Consider the following 24,443-nt stretch of genomic DNA (forward strand, 5'->3'; position numbering starts at 1 on the left):
CTTCCAAAAAAGTGACTACTTTGTGAAAGATTCTTTAATCGCCAATTCATAGTGAAATGTATTCCGCTGGCTAAGGCGGGATTTGCGTACGTGATACGGCGTGCGCAGTATGGACGGCAGCTTCCACTGCCGGAAAATTTTATGTATGAATGAGTAACCTGACAATTGCACATTTCCCAAGGAATGCCTTGGAGGAACCAACGAGGAGGTGATCAGATGGATTCCATTTGGTGGATCATAATCGTTCTCGTTGTAGCCGCTATATTCTTTGGGTTCGGTTATTTTATTCGCAAATCCCTTGCAGAAGCTAAAATTTCCAGTGCCGAGCATGCCGCTTTGCAGATCGTAGAAAGTGCGAAGAAGGAAGCAGAAGCATTGAAGAAAGAAACGGTTCTCGAAGCTAAAGACGAAGTTCATAAAATTAGAGCCGAAGCTGAAAAAGACACTCGTGAGCGCCGGAATGAAATTCAACGGCAGGAGCGCAGATTGTTGCAAAAGGAAGAGTCGCTGGATAAAAAAATAGAATCTTTGGAACGTAAAGAAGAACAAGTGGCGAACAAAGAGAAACGAATAGAAGAGACACAGCAGCAAATCGATGCCATTTACAAGAAACAAACGACAGAACTGGAGCGCATCTCCAACCTGACGATGGAGGATGCCCGCAGCATTATTCTCAGTAATGTTGAGCAGGAAGTTCGTCATGAAACCGCTCAGATGATTAAAGAAATCGAGCAGCAGGCGAAGGAAGAGGCAGATAAGAAATCACGCGAGATCATTACGCTGGCTATTCAGCGCTGTGCGGCTGATCACGTCGCGGAGACCACGGTATCTGTTGTCACTTTGCCGAATGAAGAAATGAAGGGCCGGATTATCGGACGTGAAGGCCGGAATATTCGTGCGCTTGAGACCCTTACAGGGATTGACCTTATTATCGATGATACTCCGGAAGCTGTTATTCTCTCCGGTTTTGATCCGATTCGCCGTGAAATTGCCCGTACAGCTTTGGAAAAGCTCGTGGCGGACGGACGGATTCATCCGGCTCGTATCGAAGAAATGGTGGAGAAATCCCGCAAGGAAGTGGACGAACGCATTCGCGAATACGGAGAACAAGCCACTTTCGAGGTTGGCGTTCACGGTTTGCACCCAGATTTGATCAAAATTCTGGGCCGACTGAAATTCCGTACAAGCTATGGACAAAATGTGTTGAAGCACTCCATGGAAGTGGCCTATTTGACTGGCCTGATGGCCGGCGAACTGGGTGAAGACATCGTGCTTGCGAAACGGGCAGGACTGTTGCATGACATCGGGAAAGCGCTGGATCATGAAGTGGAAGGATCGCACGTTGAAATCGGCGTGGAGCTGGCGAAGAAGTATAAGGAACATCCGGTGGTTATCAACAGCATTGCCTCTCATCACGGTGATTGTGAAGCAACTTCGGTTATTGCCATGCTGGTTGGCGCAGCTGACGCATTGTCTGCTGCAAGACCGGGAGCACGCAGAGAGACGCTTGAGACGTATATCCGCCGTCTTGAGAAGCTCGAAGAAATTTCCGAATCCTTTGAAGGCGTTGAGAAATCCTACGCCATTCAAGCGGGACGTGAAGTTCGCGTCATGGTACAGCCTGAGAAAATCGACGATGCCGAAGCATTCCGCTTGGCGCGTGACATTACCAAAACCATTGAGAATGAACTGGATTATCCGGGTCATATCAAAGTCACCGTCATCCGGGAAACCCGAGCGGTGGATTACGCGAAATAGAGTTTGGACCTTAAAAAGTGGCCGCAATCCGGCCACTTTTTATCTTTCAAGTACCGAAAATACAGATTTGGACATTTATGAATCGGGAACGGTCCTGCCGGGAATCAGGACAAGCATCCCTGAAGGAGTGATTGACATCAACGTATTATTCATCGGAGACATTGTCGGCAGTACAGGGCGTAAAGCTTTGAAGGCTTCTCTTCCAGAGCTGAAGTCCAAATATAATCCGCACATCATTATTGCCAATGGGGAGAATGCTGCTTCAGGACGCGGCATTACCTCGGCCATCGCCAATGAATTTTTCAATTGGGGCATTCATGGCATCACCTTGGGTAACCACACCTGGGATAACAAGGACATTTTTGAGTTTATTGATGATGAGCCGCGCATGATTCGTCCGGCAAATTTTCCGCCCGGCACCCCGGGGCGTGGATACACAATCATCAAAGCGAACGGCAAACAGCTGGCGATCGTGAATCTACAAGGACGAACCTTCCTGCCAGCCATCGATTGCCCGTTTCGCGCAGCCGATTTCATTGTGGATGAGCTTCGCCAGAAGACGAAGTGCATTCTGGTGGACTTCCATGCTGAGGCGACGTCGGAGAAGATTGCCATGGGATGGCATCTGGAAGGCCGCGCCTCGATGGTGGTCGGAACGCACACCCACGTGCAAAGCAATGACGATACCATACTGCCGGGAGGAACAGCTTATATTACGGATACCGGCATGGTGGGCTCCAAGGAAGGCATCCTCGGCATGCAGCGTGATGCGGTGATGTATAAGTTCAAGACCCAGCTTCCTGCCCGTTTCCAGGTCGACGAAGGTAAATGGCAGTTCCATGCGGTATGCGTGGATATGGATGAGGACACGGGAAGAGCCCGGAAGATACAGAAAATCCGCATGTACGAAGACGAATGGCGGATGGATTAAAAAAGGCGGAATCCGTTTAATTAAATTAGGAACGGATGGTAAAAAGCAGGAATTTTTTCCCCTCTCACGAATAACATCTAGTAAGCGGAAGCAAACCATCACTCAACATTCCCAGGGGAGGTACTTACCATGGAAGTATTAAAAGTTTCAGCAAAATCCAATCCTAATTCAGTTGCAGGGGCGCTCGCTGGAGTTCTTAGGGAGCGGGGCGGAGCGGAACTGCAAGCGATTGGGGCGGGAGCACTGAACCAGGCCATTAAAGCGGTAGCGATTGCCCGGGGATTTGTAGCACCGAGCGGGGTGGATTTGATTTGCATCCCTGCTTTTACGGATATTGTGATTGATGGCGAAGACCGGACGGCAATTAAATTGATCGTAGAACCTAGATAAATTTCGAATGTTGAGGTATTAGCCTGTTTACTCTACTTGGTGTAAACAGGCTTTTTGCTGTGACAAGTTCAGAAGGGAGATGAGCGGCGCGATGCGTACGGTTGATTTTCACTGTGATGTTTTGAGCAAAATGTGGGAAGCTCCCCAAGCCTCCTTTGTGGACGACCCGCATTTGGATGTAACGCTGCAGCGCATGGAGGAGGGCGACCTGGCCCTTCAGGTGTTCGCAGTTTTTTTATCTGAGAAATGGGGTAGACCATCCTTTGAACGGGTGCTGGCACAACTCGATACATATCGCAGCCGCATCGTTAAACCGGGACATCTTAAGCCCCTGCTCTGGCGGGAGCAGCTCCAAGAGATCAGACAAGGGCAGCATGGACGGTTCGGCGTTCTGTCCTTGGAAGGCGTTGCCGGGCTGGAGGGGAATTTATATTACGTCCAGCTCTTGTTTGAGATGGGCGTGCGTTTGATGGGGGTTACCTGGAATTATGCGAACTGGGCTGCGGATGGAGCATTAGAGCAGCGAAATGGGGGATTCACGGAACGGGGACGGCAGCTGATAGAGCTATGCCATTCGACGGGCATCATTCTGGATGTGTCTCATCTGTCCCAAGCTGGCTTCTGGGAGCTCGTGGAGCTGACCAAAGGGCCTATCATCGCCTCGCATTCCAATGCGTACTCCGTCTGCCAGCATCCCCGGAATTTGAATGATGAGCAGATAAGGGCACTAATTGCGCTAAACGGAATGATTGGAATCACGTTTGTGCCCTGGTTTATCCGCAGCGGAGTAGATCGTGTGAAGCCGGAGGACATATTGCCGCATATCGAGAAGATTTGTGAGCTGGGCGGTGAAAAGCACATCATGTTTGGTTCGGACTTCGACGGGATTGATCAATGGGTTGCCGGGCTTGAGCATCCGGGCCGGTATCCTGAATTTCAGGAGCTGCTGCTTAAACATTACCCGGAATCGATGGTAAAGGGCTGGATGTCGGAGTATGCCCTCCATTTTCTTGAGCAGAATTTACCTTCATTGTCAGCCCAAGCATAGTAACCTTTCGCATAACGACCATGATTCGAGGATAACTTTGACAATCCTGTTGCAGATTGCTCGTGAATCGGAAGAAGGCGGCCTGAATCACCCGGGTTGCCTTTTTATTTTTGGGTAATAGAGAGTATAATAGGTGATGGCATGTACAGCATATAGAGAAAAACAAGGAGTGAGACAGATGAGTAAAACTGTACCTGTGGGTGTATCCGCCCGCCATATTCATTTAACCCAAGAGCATATTGAGGCATTGTTCGGCCCTGGATATCAGCTGACAGAGTTCAAACCATTGTCCCAGCCAGGACAATTCGCAGCCAACGAAACGGTAGCGGTTATTGGAACGAAGGGACAATTCGATAAAGTAAGAATTTTGGGACCTGCACGTCCTGCAACCCAGCTGGAGATTTCCCGCACGGATTCCTTCGCCATCGGTGTGAAAGCACCTGTACGCGAATCCGGAAACATCGCTGGAACCCCGGGAATCACGATTAAAGGTCCGGCTGGTGAAGTAACGGTGGATGAAGGTGTCATCGTAGCCGCTCGTCATATTCACTTCCATACATCCGATGCGGATCAATGGGGTATTAAAGACAAGGACCTGCTGAAGGTACGCTTAGGCGGCGAACGCGGTCTGGTTCTGGAGAACGTCATTGCCCGCGTATCCGACAATTTTGCGCTCGACATGCATATCGATACCGATGAAGCTAACGCTGCCGGCGCCAAAAACGGAGACACTGCTGAAATTATTGATTAATCTATAGCTTCAGTAAACTTGATGAACATACTGTATGTGTCACGCATGTGCTGCTGTTAAGCGTTTTTAGTGTTCACAGCTGGAAGAGCCTGAGTCGATTCATTTCGATTTCAGGCTCTTTTTTGAAATTTTCTACGGGTCCATGTTTCGGAAGGCCTATTTTGAAGGAGAGAGCGTCTGTTAAGGTTTGGACTCATTAATGCCCAAGGTGGTAGCTTAGGCAATAAGATCATGATATAATTTAAAACAGTGCCTATTTAAGATATTTTGTCATGTAAACCAGAGATTTTGCGGATCTAAGGAGTGACCTAGCATGTCCAAAGAAAGTAAGGACTACTCCAAGTATTTTGATTTTTCAGGAGCCAAAGTTCTCTCCGAAGATGAACACGGGAAGAGAATTCGCATCAATGGCCGGGAAATCAACATCCTTTCGGAGCCTAATCATAGACAGGAAAAACAGCGCGGCAAGCAGAGTGTCGAAGTCTTGTACGATACCGAGCTGCCGGAAGCGTTTCGAACCCTCGGGGCTGGCAAGCATTATATCGTGTATACGTACGGATGTCAGATGAATGAGCATGATTCCGAAACGATTAAAGGATTGCTGGAGCAGATGGGCTACCGGGCAACCGAGGATCGGAAGCAGGCGGACATCATCTTGCTCAATACATGTGCCATTCGTGAAAACGCGGAGGATAAAGTGTTTGGCGAACTCGGCCATCTGAAGCATTTGAAGACGGAAAAGCCGGATATGCTCCTTGGCGTTTGCGGCTGCATGTCGCAGGAAGAATCGGTTGTTAATCGAATTCTCCAAAAGCATGGCTTCGTGGATTTGATTTTTGGTACGCATAACGTGCATCGTCTGCCTCATCTTATTCAGGAAGCGCTCTTCAGCAAGGAAATGGTGGTTGAAGTGTGGTCCAAAGAGGGCGACATTGTTGAGAATCTACCGAAAAAGAGAGAAGGTCTCCGCGGCTGGGTCAACATTATGTACGGCTGTGATAAATTCTGTACATACTGCATCGTCCCATATACCCGCGGCAAGGAACGCAGCCGGCGTCCGGAGGATGTCATTGCTGAGGTTCGTGAATTAGCCCGGCAAGGTTATAAGGAAATTACGCTGCTCGGTCAGAACGTGAACGCATATGGCAAAGACTTTGAAGATATCGAATACCGTTTCGGCGATCTGATGGATGATATTCACAAGATCGATATCCCGCGTGTTCGCTTCACTACATCCCATCCAAGGGATTTCGATGATCACCTGATTGAGGTGCTGGCGAAGGGTGGTAACCTGGTCGAGCATATTCACCTGCCGGTACAGTCGGGAAGCACGCAAGTGCTCAAAAAAATGAGCCGCAAATATACGCGTGAGACGTATTTGGAGCTGGCCCATAAGATTAAGAAGGCGATTCCCAATGTAGCATTCACCACCGACATCATTGTCGGATTCCCCGGTGAGACCGATGAGCAGTTTGAGGAGACGCTGTCCCTGGTTCGGGAGGTCGGCTACGACTCCGCTTACACGTTCATTTATTCTCCTCGAGAAGGAACGCCAGCGGCGGTGATGGAGGATAATGTACCGATGGAGGTCAAGAGCGAGCGTCTTCAGCGATTGAATGCCGCCATCAATGAGTACAGCCGCAAGAGCAACGACAGGCTGCTAGGCTCTACGGTGGAGGTGCTGGTAGAAGGAGTCAGCAAGAACAATGATTCCATGCTGTCGGGACGCACGCGCACGAACAAGCTGGTGCATTTCGAAGGCTCGACGGACCTCATAGGCAGCTTCGTAAATGTCCGGATTACGGATACGAAGACCTGGTATATCAAAGGGGATAGAATCCCGGACACGATTCCGGCCTCGGATGCGGTATAATAGAGGAGCAGGCAGCATTCAAATGCAGCATAGGGCCGCGAACAAAAAACCGGCCGGTGCTGCATATTCCCATATAGATGATGAAGAATTGGAGCGATGAACCTTGGCACATGATCATGTTCGTACGAACACATACGGTATGTCAACTTACAACACGCGTGAATTGATTATACGTGACGATATTTTGGCAAAAGCCGGCGAGCTGGCGGAATTAATATCCACCAGTGAAGAAGTTCAGATGTTTAAGCAGGCCGAAGAGAAGATCCAGAACCACGAACGGGTTCAAAACCTGATAAAAACCATTAAGAAAAAGCAAAAGGAAATCGTGGCTTTTGAAACGTTCCAGAACAAGGATATGGTCGCCAAAATCGAACGGGAGATCGAAGAACTGCAAGAGGAGATTGACGGTATTCCGCTCGTGATGGAGTTCCAGCAAAGTCAAAGCGACATTAATTATCTTCTTCAGCTGGTCGTATCCGTGATTCATGATACGGTTTCGGAAAAAGTGAATGTGGAAACAGGAAAAGATACGCCGCCAAGCAGCTGCGGATAGATGAAACGAGGTGCGGAATGGTTCCGCACCTTTTCTATTCTTGTTATTTCATGTACAGAATGAGAATGAATAGGGCATAGTAAACTTATATAAAGGATGGGGTCAGGAAATCCTTGACATCATTTTTAAATATGTCATAATGAAATTATCAAAATAATAGTTATGGTGATGGAAATGACGGATCGCGAACAGGCTCCAAAGAGCAGTGCCAAGAAATACAGAACACCGGATGGTGTGCCCGCTGATATCGTGATGTTTACCTTAACGAAGCGGGAACGGAAAACCTTCACCAAGACATTGCCCATACGCGAGCTTAAGGTGATGCTGATCAGGCGCAGGTCATGGCCATGTGCTGGTATGTGGGCACTCCCCGGCGGATTTTGCCGTGAGAGTGAGTCGATCTACGATGCCGCCAAACGGGAGCTGAAAGAAGAGACCGGGGTGGATGGCGGCCATTTGGAGTACTTGGGCGTGTACAGCGCACCGGGACGGGATCCAAGGGGCTGGATTATCAGCCATGCATTCTACGCGCTGGTAGAAGAATGGATGCTGGAGCATCGCCAGGCTGCCGATGATGCGGAAGAGGTAGGTCTGTTTACGGTCGCGGAAGCTTTGGAAGAGTTGGAGCTTGCTTTTGACCACAGGGATATCATCATGGATGCGTACCGCAAGATTCAGCAGCAAATGCTGCAGACGACGATTGCGCGGCAGTTTTTACCGGAGCATTTTACACTGAGCGAGTTATATCAGGTCATCCAGACGGTTGTGCCCGAGTTCAACGAGCCCAATTTTATCCGTAAAATCACATCGACCCGCAGCAGGCAGGGGATACTGGAAGAAGCGCGGGATGAGAACGGCAAGCCGCTAAACTCCAATCAATATTCCCAGCGGCCGGCCCAATTGTATCGGTTTACGGATCATGCACCATTGCTATCGATTTATACGTAGGATGGGATTCACAAGCTGTTTTTTTATCGATCACATTAATCATGTCGTAGAGGAGTGTGTCAGATGAAAGCCTTGATCGTGATAGATTTCACGAATGATTTCGTGGATGGCAATCTGCCGGTAGGGAAGCCCGCCATTGACATTCAGAGCAACATCGCGGAGCTGACCAAGTTATACAGCGATCGTGGTGATTTTGTTGTCATGGCCGTGGACCTGCATGAGAGCAATGACGCTTACCATCCCGAAACCAAGCTGTTCCCTCCGCATAACATTCGGGGAACCCGAGGTCGGGAATTATACGGTGAACTTCAGCGGGTGTATGAGGAACGAAAAGACGCCATCTACTGGATGGACAAAACGAGATACAGCGCATTTTGCGGTACGGATCTGAACCAGAAGCTGCGGGAACGCGGGATTACCGAAGTCGATCTTATCGGAGTTTGCACCGACATCTGCGTGCTGCATACCGCAGTGGATGCTTATAATTACGGATATCGGATTACCGTTTATGAAGATGCCGTCGCAAGCTTTAATCCGGAAGGACACAAGTGGGCTTTAAGTCACTTTCAAGGCAGTCTCGGGGCATCGGTAGTGCGAAGTAAGGAACTTCTTAATCAATAGACAGCTTGAACCACCCGGAAGCCAAGATGAACCGGGTAACAGTGGAGGATGATCGTGATGCTGACAGCAGGATTAGCACTACACACGGACAAATACCAGATTAACATGATGTACGCTCACTGGATTAATGGCTCTCATCGTACGCGTGCGGTGTTTGAGGCGTATTTCCGTAAGCTGCCATTCGGTAACGGATATGCCGTTTTTGCCGGTCTTGAGCGGATTGTGCATTATATTGAATCCTTGCGTTTCTCGGATGAGGATATCGCGTATTTGGCCAAACAGGAAGAGAAGTATAAACCTGAATTTCTCGAAGAGCTTCGCCGATTCCGTTTTCTAGGGAATATTCATTCCATGAAGGAGGGGGCGCTGGTATTCCCGAATGAGCCGCTCATTCGAGTGGAAGGCACCATTTTCGAGACACAGTTGGTCGAAACGGCACTCTTGAACTTTATGAACTTTCAAACCTTGATCGCTACCAAAGCGTCCCGTATTCGGCAGGTTGCCAGCGGCGATACCTTGCTGGAGTTTGGTACAAGACGTGCACAGGAAGCGGATGCGGCGGTATGGGGGGCGCGTGCTGCGTATCTGGCCGGTTTCCATGCCACGTCGAATATGCTGGCTGGCGAGAAATTCGGCATCCCGACAAAAGGCACACATGCGCATTCCTGGGTGCAGACCTTCCGGAGCGAGCAGGAGGCCTTTGATATATTTGCCGAGGTTATGCCGGATCAAGTGACGCTGCTGGTGGATACCTTCGATACGTTAAAGAGCGGGATTCCCCATGCCATCGTAACGGCGAAGAAGCTGGAGGCCCAAGGGAAACGGATGAATGCCATTCGTTTAGATAGCGGGGATTTGGCGTACCTGTCGATTCAGGCAAGGAAGATGCTGGATGAGGCCGGTCTTCATTACGTCGGTATCGTGGCATCGAACGATCTGGATGAAGGCACCATTCTGGATCTCAAGGCGCAAGGGGCCAAAGTAGATACTTGGGGCGTCGGTACCCAATTGATTACGGCAGCCGACCAGCCTGCGCTTGGGGGCGTTTATAAGCTGGTGGAGCGGGAGGTTGACGGGAAGATGGTACCGACCATCAAAATCTCGGGCAACCCCGAAAAAGTATCTACCCCAGGCAAAAAAGAGGTATACCGCATCATATCCAAGGGCAGCGGCAAAGCGATCGCCGATTACATCTGCTTCCCGGAAGAAGAGATGCCGCCGGAAAACGGGAAATTAAAGCTGTTTAATCCGCTGCATCCTTACATGCGCAAAAATGTAAAGAACTTTGAAGCGGTGTCCATGCTTGAACCGGTGTTTGTGAATGGCGAACTGGTGTATGAGCTGCCGAAGCTCGAAGAGATTCGCAGCTATCATGATGCTCAGCTGGGTCAGTTCTGGCCGGAGTATCTGCGTAAGCTGAATCCGGAAATTTACCGTGTGAATCTGAGTGAAGAGGTCTGGGAAGTGAAACAGCGGATGATGGCCGAGTTCATGGAACAGCATGAAGATTAGGTTATAAAATACAGCAATGAAAAAGACGCTTTCCCAATCTTGCCGCTTGGCAGGAGAAGGGGCGTCTTTTTGTACTCGGCCTATAGGTCAAGTCGATCCACTATACTTCCGTTGACGTCACGCGCGGTGAGATGAACCTTGTCCTTGTTCTCTAGCATGTCAGGCTGGCGTTCGTAATACCACATGTACCAATCTTCACTGACATCAGGCCTCAGTTGTTGGTAGGGTATGGTATGTGCCGGCTGACCATTTACATGAATCCGAATGGGTTCTGTGCTTCTATACAGGCCAAACACGAGTGATGAATCCAGGTTTGTCTCCGAGAATACGGACGGAGAAGCGGGATTCTCAGGAGAAGGGTATAATGTAGTTACGGCGGACATATTCCATCCGAACCATCCTTTGGTATAGGTGGATAATTGCAGTCCCAGTCCAGGTGTACCCACGAAAGCATAAACATTCTCAGAGGTTAATTCGGATTGTATGATTTCAGCATGATCTATGCTGAAAGGTGCTTCAAGAAAAGCATGTTTCTCGTTCAATACCGCCGCTTCAACCGAGCGGTGTGTGTTTGTGTATTCGTAGATCCCTGTCATTAAAATGAAGAGGAGGCCGATTAGTACATACACTTTGAGACCAGACCAGGTAATTAAAGGGAAAACCCAGAAGACTAGTCTAAACAGCGTAAGAATGAGACCCAAACTCAAAAAGAAAACGAGAAACGAGCCGGCAATACCCCCTGATTGTGTATGAATACCAAGGAATCCAAAAACCTGGCTGATCGGTTTATGGACGAGCGGTAACAGAAGTAGTGTTACCAGCGTGAGCAAGTACGAGAAGCGGAAGGATCTACGTGTAGATCCATGATCGAAATGAGTCATAACGTGGATTTCAACTCCTGCTGATAATCTTTCATAAAAGTATTCTTTTTCCATAATAACATAATTCTGATTATAAATGACGATACTGGATCATTTCTCGGGAAAGCGCATAAGTCGCCATATTCCGAGAGCATGTATAAAGCTTCGACATATTCATAGTGCAAATCCGGATTGCTTTACAGCACCTAAACTAACCCAAGGAGTGATATGTGTGGACAACGAAACCAATTTTCAGGCCTACGTGCTGCGTCAAGATGAGCAAGGGGTTCGCGGCAGCGTGGAGAACCTGTGTTTGAAGCAGCTGCCCGAAGGTGACGTTATTGTGCGGGTATTATACAGCGGGGTTAACTATAAAGACGGGCTGGCTAGCATACCGGAAGGGAAGATTGTCCGCCGGTACCCGTTCATTCCGGGCATTGATCTGGCAGGAACGGTTGTGCATTCCGCTCATGCTGATTACAAGGAAGGCGATTCCGTTCTTTGTACCGGTTATGAATTAGGCGTATCTCATGAAGGCGGGTTCAGCCAGTATGCACGGGTTAAGGGAGAATGGCTTGTCCCGCTGACGCAGGGCTTGTCTCCGCGTGATGCGATGGCTATCGGAACCGCAGGTTTTACGGCTGCATTATCGATAGAGGCCTTGATACGGAATGGACTGCGACAGGAACAGGGGGCAGTTCTAGTTACGGGGGCAACTGGGGGCGTGGGCAGCTTCGCGGTCTCCATCCTCAGTCAATTAGGCTATAGCGTAACGGCATCCACAGGCAAATCAAGTCAGAGGGACTGGCTCTTAAAGCTGGGAGCTCATGAAGTGATATCCAGGGAAGAGGCTGCGGCATCCTCCAAGGGGGCCATCTCTGCCGAGCGCTGGGCAGCGATAGTAGATCCGGTCGGAGGAAACCAACTGGGTTCACTTCTGAAAAGCGTAAAATATGGCGGAAGCGTCGCTGTTTCCGGTATGACAGGTGGCGGTGCTTTTGATTCGACGGTGTTTCCGTTTATCCTTAGAGGCATCAATCTCCTCGGAATCGATTCGGTATACTGCCCTATGGCCTACCGCCGATCGGTATGGTCGAAACTGGCGGATGAATGGAAGCCGGCATCCGTGCTACAAGAAGGAATTACAGAATACGGTCTACACGATCTGCCTGAAGTGCTGAACACCATTCTGCAGGGCAGAGCAGTTGGAAGAAGCGTCATCGCTCTATAATATTACCTTGATTTCTCATACGCATAATGTTCCTCATCCTCAGGCATTCTAAGGGAAGGCAACCTCTGACACCTAAGGAAGGGTGAGTGAACATGAATTATCGCAGAATCGTTACCGTTTTATTGCTTTGTTCCATTCTTGCCATATCGGTCGGTTGTTCCAGGCAGATAGCCAGGGACGAGATGCGCCTATATAACATGAGGGCTTACGAGGAAGGGTCCAGGGAGGCCCGGATATCGGGACGGGGTTTGAACGGAAAATTCCTTGAGGATCTCCAAGCCTCTTTTAACCAGGTGGGCATGCCGTTGACCAATGAAACCTATGCGGAGGACAACGTCGGCAATATTACGTATCAATACCGGATCAATTATGATGCAAGCCAGTTTATCACCGTATATGTCTATCAGGATCAAGCGGCCAGGGAAAAAGGGATCAAGGAGATATACGGCGTTACAGAAGGGGATGCCAATGCGGCCGGCGGGCATAACCTGATCGTGAGCGACAAAGAAACGTCCATCGTATATACGTCAACGGGCGACAAAACGGATAACTATTATGACCAGGTCAAAAAAATAGCGCCCTCCCTGCTTGCCAAACATCAACGACGTGCCAGCAGTTAGGATACAGCTAAGGCCGGATGCCCATATGCATCCGGCCTTTTGCATGGTGCCCGGCTTTGGTTATGATCTGTGTTTATCCAGCTCATATTTGATGTGCCGCAGCTCAGGCAGCAGAATCCGGTTAATCGCAAGCTTGACGGCTCCGCTAGAACCCGGCATGGAGAAGACGGCCGTGTGGCTTAGCGTGCCGCCGATCGCGCGGCTCAATATGGCCGCAGACCCAATATCCTCCGTAAAGCTTAGGAAGCGGAAGATTTCGCCGAATCCGGGGAGTTCCTTATCAAGCAATGAGGATACGGCTTCGTAGGTGGTATCCCGGCTCGATATGCCTGTTCCGCCTGTTAGTAGGACGACATCAATGTCCGGATTGCTAACCGCAGTATAGATCGTTTCGCGGATCGTTTCGTAGTCGTCCTGAACAATGCTGTAAGATACAACGGCATGCCCGGCTTCTTCAAGCAAGCTCATCATCAGTTTGCCGCTCTTGTCCGTGTCCTTGGTCCGCGTATCCGAGACCGTAATCACCTTGCAGTTCACGGAAGCGGGGGATTGCTGTTTATGCTCTTGCGATGAATTCATAGAAATGACATCTCCTGTTATAGTTAGTGGCGGCGCGCTTGCAGTAGATGGATGAAATGTAGTACACTCGCTAGCATAATCATGATGCACGCAAAGGAGTATGGAACGTGGAGCACGTAACACCCATTTATATTTTATCAGGTTTTCTTGGCAGTGGAAAAACGACATTGCTTAGCCGTCTTATTACCTCCTTCAAGCAGCAGGGATTGCGGCCGGCCATTGTCATGAATGAGATCGGCGAGGTCAACATCGAAGGGCTTGTCGCCGGTGAAGAAGTACCGACGGCAGAGATGCTAAGCGGCTGTATTTGTTGTACCATTCGATCCGATTTATCATCTGAAATTGCGATGCTAATCCAGCGGGAGCAGCCGGATGTCATCGTCATTGAAGCGACGGGGATCGCCAATCCGATAGAAATCCTGGACGCGGCGGCGGAAGCTTCTTTATACATGAGAATCGATGTGAAAAAACTGATCACTGTCGTGGATGCCGCGCATCTGCTGCATTTGAATATAGAGCAGAAGGGGAAAACCTATCGTTTGATGCAGGAGCAGATTCGTGCAGCCTCGGCGCTTGTCCTCAATAAGATGGACCAAGTAACGGATCAGGGCAAAGAGACGGTTCAGCAGCTGGTCGAGCGCTGGAATCCGTATGCTCCGATCATGCCTGCGGTGCGCTGCGACATAAAGCTTGAAGATCTGCTGCAGAGCGATCCCCAGGACCGGGATGAGCATTCGATTGCACATAATCGAGAGGGCAGGGATGCCCATGAGCATACAGACAAGAACAAGCAAGCCAACAGCCATGAGCATGACCACAGCCATGAGCATGACCATGAACATGACCACAGCCATGAGCATGGTCATGCTCACGATTCTCATGATCATGTAATGTCCTACACATACTATTTCAGCCATCCGGTAAACAGTGTGGAATTCGAACGATTGATAGCCGGGCTGCCACGGGATGTGTACCGGGCGAAAGGCATTCTCACCTTCAGCGATACGAACAGCCGTTTTTTGTTCCAGTACGCGTTTCGCGAATCCGATTTTATGAAGATTACGCCCCAGGGCCAAGTGCCGGATGTGGTGGTGTTTATTGGGGAGCACTTCCAGAAGTCGCTGCTAAGAGAGCAGCTTGAAAAGCTCGAGGGGAAGACAAGCTGGGCATAAGTCAACCATTTGCCTAGTTAACTTGGGCAATTATACCTTGGGTCTTCTGGCCGGTGTTTGATTCAGAGGGCAGTCGAACGTTTAATACAAAGGCATAGCGTAATAACTACAAGGAGGATCTATCCAATGTTAAATGAACTCAAATATAAAGAATGTATCGAAGCATGTCTCCAATGTATGAACGCTTGCAATGTATGTTATGTGTCCTGCCTGAAAGAGTACGAACTGGCCATGCTTCGCGATTGTATAACCCTCGACAGAGAGTGTGCCGATATATGTGCGTTTGCGGCTCAAGCCATGTCACGAAAAAGCCCTTACGTTAAGGAGATTTGCGAGCTGTGCATCAAGGCATGCCTCGCTTGCGCGGAAGAGTGTGGGAAGCATGAGCACGAGCATTGCAAACAATGCGCAGATGCATGCCGGAAATGTGCCGATGCATGCCGCGAAATGCTGAGCCACGTTTAAGTTAAACAAACGCAATTGTGCGATATCATTAGGCCTGATTTCCCATGAGGAGATCAGGCTTTTCATTTGCAGACTGAGGAAGGGGTTTTACTAACTCCGAAATTTCCCCTATGATAGATGTGTTAGAGGGCAAGTACAATTATTGGTAAAAGAATGAGGTTGTAACATGAATAATTCCGTTGGAAAGAACAATCGGCATGTCCGAAACCTGAATCGTATCGGCATTATTGCGCTGCTCCGCGACTATGGCAGTTTAACGAAAGCGGAAATCGCAGCCAAGATGAATTTGACGTTTACCGCCGTTAACAATTTGGTGGAAGAGCTGATGAGGGATCGGCTGATTGCTGAAGCCGGGTTTTATGACGAGTCCAGCCGGGGCAGGAAGCCCAAACTCCTCTCCTTGAATTCCGGTGATATTTACGCGGTCGGCGTTCATATCAGCGCCTCCTCCGTAAGAGCGGCAGTCATTAATTTGCAGGGGAAAGCGATGATGGAGAAACGCTCCATCTTCGAAGATAACGCGAATCGCGGCAGCGTGGTGAATGTCATTATTTCCACGATCCAAGCCGTATTGGACGAGTCGGGCCTGAAGTCCCAAATCATCGGCATAGGCGTGGGAGCTCCCGGACCGCTGGATCCGGTCCAAGGCAAGATCCTGTCTCCGCCGAACCTTCCCGGGCTGCATCAGGTGCGATTAAAGGGACTGATCGAGGAGAATACGGAGCTTCCGACCCAAATCGAGAAGGACGCTAACGTGATGGCACTCGGTGAGTTATGGTATGGAAACGGCAGGCATTTCAGCAATTTGGTATACGTGGATGCGGATGTCGGAATCGGGAGCGGATTGATCTTCAACCAGAAAATATATCAGGGGTACCCTTTTGGAGCCGGTGAGATCGGGCACTGCACGATCGATATTGACGGTCCGCGCTGCAATTGCGGCAATTATGGCTGCCTGGAAGCGATCGCCTCCGGCATCGCCATCGTCCGCAGGGTCGGAGAAGAGCTGCGGCGCGGAGCTGCGAGTTCTCTTAAATCCTCGTTTGATGGCAATGATCACGGATTGGACGTCACCGATGTGATTACGGCCGGTCTGGAAGGAGATCAATTGGCTGCCAACATGCTGAACGAATCGGCTCGTTATGTCGGCATATCTCTGGCGAATGTCATTAATCTGCTTACCCCGGAGACCATTATCATCGGTGGAGTCCTTGCGAACCGATACCCGGATTTCTTCAAATATGTCAAAGAGACATCCTATAACAGAAGCCTGTCCAGCTTCCACAATAAAATCGTGCTACAGCCATCCGAGCTGGGAGAGTTTGCAGGGATCATCGGTGCCGGAACGATCGTGCTCGAAAAATTTCTGAACGAAATGAGCGAGTAGAGGGGAAATGATTGCCCTCACCCTTCTTTATTATTAAAGATAGTTCAATAAATTTAGTGAAATCATTAAAAAAATATAGACATTTTATAATGTAAGCGTTTATAATTCCGATATGACTCCTTAATTATTGAATAAGGTTTAATAATTAATGATCGAATGTTCAAATGTTCACTACTACTCATACAGGGGGCCACGATGATGAAGAAGATAAGGCTTGGCACTATGCTTTTAACCTTTGTACTCTTAATGTCAACTGCTTTAGTAGGCTGCGCAGAGACGGACACGAATACATCGGCGAATCCGGCCGATGCCGGCAAAATCACGCTGGAGTTATGGGATTGGTGGGGTGACGGTACGCATAAGGCTGTCATCGAGCAAATTGTAAGTGATTTCAATGCTTCCCAGGACAAAATCGTTGTCAAGCATGTCCATTATCCTTGGGGTGATGTGTGGACAAAGGCGTTAGCGGCAACCGCGGCAGGCAATCCTCCAGACATTGTCATTCAGGATATTAACAGCGTTCCAACCCGGGCGGACGCCAAGCAATCGATGGATTTGCAGCCTTATATCGATAAGGAGCCGGGCTTTAAAGATAAATTCTATCCTCAGCTGTGGGATGCAACCGTTCATGAGGGCCATTCCTACGGCATTCCGTTTACCACGGATACAAGGCTCCTGTTCTACGATAAAGATATGTTCAAAGAAGCGGGCCTGGATCCGGAAGCTCCTCCGTCAACATGGGACGAATTGATTGAGACCGCCAGAAAGCTCGATAAGGTGAGTGACGACGGAAATATCGAGCGCCTGGGATTCTACCCGTTAACCCATGTCGATTGGGACTTCTGGGCATTGAATGCGTCCGGGGGACAGTCTTTCCTCCAACCTGACGGAACTGTAACCGTGAATACGCCTGAGAAGCTGGCAGCCGTGAAATGGGTGAAGGAGAACTATTTTGATTATTACACCAAAAGAAAACTGGATGCGTTTACAGCCGAGTTCGGCAACGGGATGACCAATCCGTTCGTATCCGGCAAGGTAGCGATGATTGCGCAAACGGCTACCGAGTTCACCAAGGTACGCGATTTCGCGCCGGATAAAAATTACGGCATGGCCTTCATTCCCGAGTTCAAAGAAGGCTCAGGGTACTGGTCCTGGGGCGGCGGCTTTACAGCTGAAATTCCGGTCGGGGCCAAGCATCCGGATGCCTCGTGGGAATTCGTCAAGTATTTGACGGATACGAAGGCTCAAACATATTGGGCGACGCAAGTATACGACAGCGTAGCCAACATCGAAGCCGCGGAGAGCAAGGAGGCGCTCTCTCATCCAGTATTCCAAAAAGCGACCGAGAACATGGAGTGGACCGCGCTGACGCCGTTCCCCGTATTCGCGCCAAGCCACATGGACCTCGTGAAACCGAAGGTAGAGGAAGTATGGATCGGCAAAAAGACGCCGGAAGAAGCCATGGCCGAAGCCCAGAAAGCGGTCGAAGATCTCGTGCAGCGAAATAAGAAGTAAGCATCATAACCGTATGATCCGCAAAAGGGCGCGACTCGGTGTTGCACCCTTTTGCGGATATACCACTAACTAGAAGCGGGAAGTGATGAAAATGCGGAATAAGGCAAGAATCGGCTTAAGAAGCAATTTGGAGGGTTACTTGTTTATCTCGCCGTGGTTGTTGGGGTTCTTCGCTCTAACCGGCGGACCGTTGCTGTTTTCCTTGTATGTCTCATTCACCAACTACAATATTACTTCCAGGCGGGATTGGATCGGCCTCAGCAATTATTCCGAAATGTTCTTTCAGGATACTCTCTTCTGGAAATCGATCTCCAACACGCTGTGGTACGTAGCGGTCGGGGTTCCGTTCTCGGCCATCGCGGCCATCGCCGTATCCGCGCTGCTGAGCCAGAAGGTATGGGGCGGCGGATTTTTCCGGATGCTGTTCTATTTGCCGACCGTACTGGCGGGCGTTGCGATGTATATGCTGTGGATGCAAATGCTTGGTCCCCAGACCGGCCTGATCAATACGGTTCTCCGTTTCTTCGGGATCGAAGGCCCTTCGTGGCTGACGGATCCGGCATGGACGAAGCCTTCGCTCGTGCTGATGAGACTGTGGGGAATCGGGACCAGCATGCTGCTTTACCTATCCGCCATCCATTCCGTTCCGAAGCAGCTGTATGAAGCCGCAGAGATCGACGGGGCGGGAAGAATCCGCCGCTTTTTCAAAATTACGATTCCGATGATTACACCCATCATATTCTTTGACGTCGTCACGACGATGATCGGCGCGTTCCAGGTGTTCCAGGAAGCTTACGTCATGTCAGAGAACGGGGCAGGCGGCCCGGCCTCCTCCCTGCTGTTCTACAATTTGCATTTGTTCAACGAGGCGTTCGTGGACTATAGGATGGGATACGCTTCGGCTATGGCATGGTTCCTGTTCGTCATTGTCATGATCATCACGGTCATCAACATGACCGCTTCGAAATATTGGGTTCATTACGAAGGCGGTGACCATCGATGAGCACTCCCCATTATTCCGTACCTGCACCAGAAGCAGCCGCCAAGTTGAAACGGCTGTCGAGCGTGAAAAAGACCAACCGCATGCTGAAGGCGGTCAACTTTATTCTGCTGTCGTTATTCTCGTTAACCGTACTGCTGCCCATGTGGTTCATGTTCATTACAGCGGTAAAGACATCTCAGGAGGTATTCGCCTATCCCCCGACATGGTGGCCTACGGAATTTGTATGGAGCAATTTCGGTGAAGCCTGGCAGGCGGCGCCGTTTAGCGGCTACCTCGGCAATTCGGTCATCGTCGCCGCCTTTGCGGTGGTCGGATCCGTCTTGTCCAACTCGCTCGTTGCATATGGGTTTGCAAAAATGAGGTTTGTCGGACGAAATTTCTGGTTTGCGGTCATCCTGGCCACGATGATGATCCCGGGGTTCGTAACGATGATCCCGCAGTATATTCTTTATGCGAATATTGGGTGGGTAGGTACGTTTCTGCCGCTGATCGTGCCGCCGTTTCTGGGCTCCGCGTTCTTCATCTTCATGCTGAGGCAGTTCTATATGACGATACCTACGGAACTGATCGAATCGGCTTATATTGACGGGGCCAACAATTTTTATATCTGGCGAAAACTGATTGTGCCCATGTCCGCACCGGCTTTGACCACCGTCGGAGTACTGGCTTTCAACGGCAGCTGGAACGATTTTCTCGGCCCCTTGCTGTACTTGACGGACCCGGCAACCTTTACGCTGCCCATCGGTCTGAAGGTATTCATCGGACAGCTGAACACGCAGTGGAACTTTCTGCTGGCCGCATCCTGCATGGTGCTGCTTCCGATTATTATCGTGTTCCTGCTGTTCCAGCGCTATTTCCTAGAAGGCATGAATCTGAATGGGGCCCTGAAGGGTTGAGCCATCTAGATGACGGTTTTCGCAGCCGTAACCCCCATGCTCATGTCCATGGGCATGGGCATCCAGATGTCCATCCGCTCTTTTCCATGCGAACGGGAACGTTCCCAAAAATAAATATGCAATGCCAACTATGGTATCGACAAGGAGGCACGAACGTGAACAAATTAGCCATTATCCATACGACGGCGGTCACGATCCCGCTGTTGAAAGAGCTGGCTTCGGAAATACTGCCCGGCTGCACACTCCTTCATTGGCTGGATGATTCGATCCTGTCGCAGTTGAGGGAGGGGGATGAGGCAGCCGTCCAGACCGTGGCAAATAAATGGTCCACCTATGCCCGGTATGCGGAAGAAGCGGGGGCCGAATGTATACTGTCTGCCTGTTCCTCCGTTGGCGACATCGCCGAGCGGGCCGCTGGAACGGTCAGCGTGCCTGTGGTTCGCATTGATGATGCCATGGCAGATCTGGCCGTATCGAGGGGCCGGAGGATCGGGGTCGCCGCAACGCTGGAGACGACCATGAGGCCCACCCTGAATCTGCTTCACAGAAAGGCCGCCGATCAACAGGATTCCATCCAGCTCATTCCGCTGGTCGTTTCCGAGGCTTACGCCAAATTGATGGACGGGGACCAGAAGGGGCATGATGAGCTTCTTGCGGAGCAGCTCCAGCAGCTGGCGCAGCAATGCGAAGTCGTGGTGTTGGCGCAGGCATCGATGTCCAGGGTCATACCGGCCTTGCCGAAGGAAATCGGATCGCGCATATTAACCAGCCCAAGGTTAGGGATGGAGCGGCTAAAGCAGCTTTATTTTACCTAGACAAAAAGGATAGGGAGAGATGAAATCATGACTCGTACAACCAAGCCGGACAACGTACTTACGCTGAAAAAAGCATTGGAGATTGCCGAGGTCAACCGGTTTGCCATCGGTTCCTTCTCGCCACGCTATACGCCCATGATCGCGGCCGTGTTACAAGGAGCCCAGAAGAGCGGCTCACCGGCAATCGTGCAAATTTCACATAAAGAATTGATCCGTTACGGCATAACACCGGCCGAATTCGCGGATGAATTTTACGAGCGGCTGAACACGGACCGCATCACCGTTCCGGTCGTTCTGCATTTGGATCATACCAAGGAACCGGGACCGATTCAGGAAGCGATAGAGGCAGGTTTCACCTCCGTCATGATTGATGCTTCGGAGAAAAGCCTGGAGGATAACATCGCCATTTCCCGGGAGGTGGCGGAGTATGCTCATGCCAAGGGCGTATCGGTCGAGGCCGAGCTCGGCATGATCGGAACGACGGATTTCGTGGAGACGGACAAGGATGAGGAGCTGTATACGGATCCCGAGGAAGCGGCTTATTTTGTCCGGCAGACCGGTGTGGATGCACTTGCGGTTTCGTGCGGTACAGCTCACGGTGTCTACATGGTAAAGCAGCCCAAAGTGGACTATGAAAGGCTCCGGGCGATTCGTACCCTGACTCCCGTACATCTGGTCCTGCATGGGGGTTCGGGTGTGCCGGCCGATATGGTCCAGAAGGCGGTTAAGCTGCCGGATGGCGGTGTCAGCAAGGTGAATATCGCCACCGATCTGGAGCTGGCGCTGCTGGACGCTTTGAACCGGAAGGAACGGATGACAAACAAGGAATGCCTTCGGTTAAGTCCAGCCCAGCTAGCTTTGGGGCGGGAGGCCGTTGCGGAGACGGTGGTGGAGAAAATTCGCCATGTTCTGAACAGCGAGGGTCAAGGACATCATTTTTAGTAGGCTCATTTGCTGAAATCCGGATGCGTTTGAATTATAGATACACATTCAAATCTTTGAACTTACAGGAGGTTCACACATATGAAGCAAAAGCAGAAGCTCCACATGATTGGCAATGCCCATCTGGATCCCGTGTGGCTGTGGCAGTGGCAGGAAGGTTTTCAGGAGACAAAGGCGACTTTCCGTTCGGTGCTCGACCGGATGAGCGAGTATGACGATTTCGTCTATACGTCAAGCTCGGCTGCCATGTACGAATGGGTGGAGAACAACGATCCCGCCATGTTTGAAGAGATTCGGCAGCGCATCTCGGAAGGCCGCTGGGAGATCGTGGGCGGCTGGTGGATCCAGCCGGACTGTAACATTCCGAACGGGGAATCCTTTGTCCGCCAAGGTCTGTACGGTCAGCGATATTTTCTGGAGAAATTCGGCGTGACGGCCAAGGTCGGCTACAACGTGGACAGCTTCGGCCATAACGGCATGCTGCCGCAAATTTTGAAGAAAAGCGGGATGGATTCCTATATTTTCATGCGTCCGATGCCAAGCGAGAAGGGATTGCCCGGCCGGTTATTCCTATGGGAGTCCAGCGATGGGAGCCGGGTTACCTCTTACCGCATTCCGTTCGAATATTTGTCCTGGGGCAAGGATTTGGAGCGGCACGTCAGCCGCTGTATGACAGAGCTTAAGGATCCGCATAACGAGATCATGGTGTTTTACGGCGTGGGCAATCATGGGGGCGGACCGACGAAGGAAAACATCGAGAGCATCCGGAGGCTGAATGACGACGAGTCTTTCCCGGAGCTGGTATTCTCTACGCCGAATCAATATTTTGCGGAGATGGAGAGGCTGGAGGTTCCCCTGCCTGTCGTTCATGACGATCTCCAGCACCATGCCAGCGGCTGTTACGCGGCCCATTCCGGCATTAAGCAATGGAACCGGCAAGCCGAGAACAAGCTGAGCGCTGCAGAGAAATGGTCCGCTCTCGCGGAACGTCTGTTGGGTCAGCCTTATCCGCACGATTACGGAACCGCCTGGAAGAACGTATTGTTCAACCAGTTCCATGATATTCTGGCTGGCACAAGCCTGGAATCCGCTTATGAGGATGCCCGGAACATGCATGGGGAAGCCATGTCGATTGCCGAGCGCAATCTGAATTATGCGATACAGAAGTTCTCATGGAACATCGGCATCGAGCATGAGGAGGGAATGAAGCCGTTCGTGGTTTTCAACCCGCATGCCTGGGCAAGCAGCGTCAATGTCGAGGTGGAGATCGGCGGCTTGAAGGAAGGGGCCGTTTTGGTGGATGAAACGGGAAAAACGATCCCTTATCAGACGGTGCAGCCCCATGCCACGTCCAATGGACGCTACCGTTTGAGCTTCGTGGCCGAACTGCCGTCCTTGGGATACCGCGTGTATAAGCTGCTTCAGCTTGCCGGCAGCACCGACGTCAAACCGGAAGGCTTGAAAGCCAACGACTTCGCGATGGAGAACAAGCGCTTCCGGCTGGAATTTGATCCGGCAACCGGATGTATCAGCAGCCTCTACGACAAGAAGGTCGGCTTTGAGCTGTTTAAGGGTCCGGCTGCTGTGCCGACCGTCATGAAGGACGAGTCGGATACATGGAGTCATGAGGTGCTGCACTTCCAGGACAAGATCGGCGAATTTCGGGCCGTCTCGGTGAAGCGAGTGGAGCATGGTCCGGTGAAGTCGGTCATCCGGGTGACAAGCGAGTACGGCGCTTCGCGTCTGGTGCAGGATTTTACGATGTACAAGGAGCTTGATTACATCGATGTTAAGGTGCACGCGGACTGGCGCGAGCAGTTCAAAATGCTCAAGCTGGTCTTCCCGATGAATCTGATCTTTACCCGCCACAGCTATGAAATTCCGTTCGGTTACATCGAACGCGAAGGAAACGGGGAAGAGGAGCCTGGCCAAAGCTGGGTCGATTTCAGCGGTATTGTACGTGAGGACGAAAGCGTCTACGGGATGTCGCTGATGAATGACGCGAAGTACAGCTACAGCATCCATAACAAGGAGCTGTCCCTTACCGTACTCCGGAGTCCAATATATGCCCACCATGATCCGCATGTGCCGAAGCGCGACGGGCACTATTCCATCATCGACCAAGGCATTCAGCAGTTCCAATACCGGCTGCTTCCCCATGCAGGGACATGGGAGCATGCCGGCACCGTCAAGCGGGCGCTCGAGCTTAATCAACGGCCGACGATTGTCATCGAGACCTATCACGATGGTGAACTGCCGCAGAAGGACTCACTGCTGGAGGTGGATCAGGACAATATCATCGTGAGCGCCGTGAAACAAGCGGAGGACAATGATGATTTGGTGATCCGTTGTTACGAAAGCAACCGGGTCGGAACCGAGGCCGTCATTCGACTTCCGAAATGGAACCGCAGCATCGAGGCGGCATTCGGGCCAAGCGAGATCAAAACCTTTCGCATCCCGAAAAACCCGGAAGAGCCGGTGAAGGAGACCAACCTGATGGAATGGGATCTGGAGGAAGGCTCCGGATTGAAATAAATCGGTTGTCGGTGGCTGAATTCAACGGATAAGGAGAG

The 24,443-nt window shown here is 50.7% G+C and carries 23 protein-coding genes; 21 read left to right on the forward strand and 2 right to left on the reverse strand.

Translation table 11 applies throughout. The features are described from left to right. Window positions 1–216: 216 nt before the first annotated feature. From rny to M4D81_RS06710, 10 genes are all read left to right on the forward strand, one after another. A complete protein-coding gene (gene rny, locus M4D81_RS06665; RefSeq protein WP_071220152.1) occupies window positions 217–1,758 on the forward strand; it encodes a ribonuclease Y in 1,542 nt (513 codons plus the stop codon). 136 nt (window positions 1,759–1,894) lie between these two features. Further along, complete coding sequence (locus M4D81_RS06670) at window positions 1,895–2,689, forward strand: TIGR00282 family metallophosphoesterase (protein ID WP_260065710.1); 795 nt, start codon at window positions 1,895–1,897, stop codon at window positions 2,687–2,689. Window positions 2,690–2,818: 129 nt separating this feature from the next. After that, entirely contained in the window at window positions 2,819–3,079 is a 261-nt protein-coding gene (locus M4D81_RS06675) for a stage V sporulation protein S (RefSeq protein WP_006211249.1), read from the forward strand. Window positions 3,080–3,170: 91 nt separating this feature from the next. Next, on the forward strand, window positions 3,171–4,127 hold the full coding sequence (locus M4D81_RS06680) for a dipeptidase (protein ID WP_260065196.1): 957 nt from the start codon (window positions 3,171–3,173) through the stop codon (window positions 4,125–4,127). A 178-nt stretch (window positions 4,128–4,305) separates the two neighbouring features. Further along, window positions 4,306–4,878, forward strand: coding sequence for a phosphate propanoyltransferase (gene pduL / locus M4D81_RS06685; protein WP_071220154.1), 573 nt, complete (start codon window positions 4,306–4,308; stop codon window positions 4,876–4,878). A gap of 313 nt (window positions 4,879–5,191) precedes the next feature. Further along, window positions 5,192–6,751: a tRNA (N6-isopentenyl adenosine(37)-C2)-methylthiotransferase MiaB gene (gene miaB, locus M4D81_RS06690; RefSeq protein WP_216531908.1), complete on the forward strand. Its 1,560-nt coding sequence runs from the start codon at window positions 5,192–5,194 to the stop codon at window positions 6,749–6,751. Window positions 6,752–6,854: 103 nt separating this feature from the next. Then, window positions 6,855–7,304, forward strand: a complete 450-nt coding sequence (locus M4D81_RS06695) for a YlbF/YmcA family competence regulator (RefSeq protein WP_071220156.1) — start codon at window positions 6,855–6,857, stop codon at window positions 7,302–7,304. A gap of 162 nt (window positions 7,305–7,466) precedes the next feature. Further along, window positions 7,467–8,252: an NUDIX hydrolase gene (locus tag M4D81_RS06700; RefSeq protein WP_071220157.1), complete on the forward strand. Its 786-nt coding sequence runs from the start codon at window positions 7,467–7,469 to the stop codon at window positions 8,250–8,252. A gap of 63 nt (window positions 8,253–8,315) precedes the next feature. Then, window positions 8,316–8,873, forward strand: a complete 558-nt coding sequence (locus M4D81_RS06705; RefSeq protein ID WP_260065200.1) for a cysteine hydrolase family protein — start codon at window positions 8,316–8,318, stop codon at window positions 8,871–8,873. A 57-nt stretch (window positions 8,874–8,930) separates the two neighbouring features. Further along, a complete protein-coding gene (locus tag M4D81_RS06710; protein WP_260065712.1) occupies window positions 8,931–10,385 on the forward strand; it encodes a nicotinate phosphoribosyltransferase in 1,455 nt (484 codons plus the stop codon). A gap of 80 nt (window positions 10,386–10,465) precedes the next feature. Here the strand turns inward: M4D81_RS06710 and M4D81_RS06715 are convergent, their stop codons facing one another. Further along, complete coding sequence (locus tag M4D81_RS06715; protein ID WP_260065202.1) at window positions 10,466–11,266, reverse strand: PepSY domain-containing protein; 801 nt, start codon at window positions 11,264–11,266, stop codon at window positions 10,466–10,468. Between the two features lie 211 nt (window positions 11,267–11,477). On the opposite strand from M4D81_RS06715, the gene M4D81_RS06720 reads away from it, so the two are divergent. Together M4D81_RS06720 and M4D81_RS06725 are read left to right on the forward strand one after the other, a co-directional pair. Next, window positions 11,478–12,476: an NADPH:quinone oxidoreductase family protein gene (locus M4D81_RS06720; protein ID WP_260065204.1), complete on the forward strand. Its 999-nt coding sequence runs from the start codon at window positions 11,478–11,480 to the stop codon at window positions 12,474–12,476. 92 nt (window positions 12,477–12,568) lie between these two features. Further along, complete coding sequence (locus M4D81_RS06725; protein ID WP_194543515.1) at window positions 12,569–13,096, forward strand: hypothetical protein; 528 nt, start codon at window positions 12,569–12,571, stop codon at window positions 13,094–13,096. A 60-nt stretch (window positions 13,097–13,156) separates the two neighbouring features. Here M4D81_RS06725 and M4D81_RS06730 read toward each other — a convergent pair whose 3' ends face one another. After that, window positions 13,157–13,675: a MogA/MoaB family molybdenum cofactor biosynthesis protein gene (locus tag M4D81_RS06730; RefSeq protein WP_260065205.1), complete on the reverse strand. Its 519-nt coding sequence runs from the start codon at window positions 13,673–13,675 to the stop codon at window positions 13,157–13,159. 107 nt (window positions 13,676–13,782) lie between these two features. On the opposite strand from M4D81_RS06730, the gene M4D81_RS06735 reads away from it, so the two are divergent. The 9 genes from M4D81_RS06735 (at window position 13,783) to M4D81_RS06775 (ending at window position 24,405) form a co-directional block, all read left to right on the forward strand. Next, entirely contained in the window at window positions 13,783–14,847 is a 1,065-nt protein-coding gene (locus M4D81_RS06735; RefSeq protein ID WP_260065206.1) for a CobW family GTP-binding protein, read from the forward strand. Window positions 14,848–14,973: 126 nt separating this feature from the next. Then, entirely contained in the window at window positions 14,974–15,312 is a 339-nt protein-coding gene (locus M4D81_RS06740; RefSeq protein WP_260065207.1) for a four-helix bundle copper-binding protein, read from the forward strand. 166 nt (window positions 15,313–15,478) lie between these two features. After that, window positions 15,479–16,699: an ROK family protein gene (locus tag M4D81_RS06745; protein ID WP_260065209.1), complete on the forward strand. Its 1,221-nt coding sequence runs from the start codon at window positions 15,479–15,481 to the stop codon at window positions 16,697–16,699. 195 nt (window positions 16,700–16,894) lie between these two features. After that, entirely contained in the window at window positions 16,895–18,214 is a 1,320-nt protein-coding gene (locus M4D81_RS06750; RefSeq protein ID WP_260065211.1) for an ABC transporter substrate-binding protein, read from the forward strand. An 85-nt stretch (window positions 18,215–18,299) separates the two neighbouring features. Beyond that, a complete protein-coding gene (locus tag M4D81_RS06755; protein WP_083397595.1) occupies window positions 18,300–19,217 on the forward strand; it encodes a carbohydrate ABC transporter permease in 918 nt (305 codons plus the stop codon). Continuing rightward, a complete protein-coding gene (locus M4D81_RS06760; protein ID WP_083397596.1) occupies window positions 19,214–20,113 on the forward strand; it encodes a carbohydrate ABC transporter permease in 900 nt (299 codons plus the stop codon). The genes M4D81_RS06755 and M4D81_RS06760 overlap by 4 nt, the downstream gene beginning before the upstream one ends. 155 nt (window positions 20,114–20,268) lie before the next feature. Continuing rightward, window positions 20,269–20,928, forward strand: coding sequence for an aspartate/glutamate racemase family protein (locus M4D81_RS06765; protein ID WP_083397597.1), 660 nt, complete (start codon window positions 20,269–20,271; stop codon window positions 20,926–20,928). Window positions 20,929–20,955: 27 nt separating this feature from the next. Next, window positions 20,956–21,870: a class II fructose-bisphosphate aldolase gene (locus tag M4D81_RS06770; protein ID WP_071220169.1), complete on the forward strand. Its 915-nt coding sequence runs from the start codon at window positions 20,956–20,958 to the stop codon at window positions 21,868–21,870. 81 nt (window positions 21,871–21,951) lie between these two features. Further along, a complete protein-coding gene (locus M4D81_RS06775) occupies window positions 21,952–24,405 on the forward strand; it encodes an alpha-mannosidase (RefSeq protein ID WP_260065215.1) in 2,454 nt (817 codons plus the stop codon). The last annotated feature ends 38 nt before the right edge of the window (window positions 24,406–24,443 follow it).

Origin of the sequence: Paenibacillus sp. p3-SID867 (assembly GCF_025142895.1) — a bacterium.
Lineage (GTDB): Bacteria > Bacillota > Bacilli > Paenibacillales > Paenibacillaceae > Paenibacillus_AQ.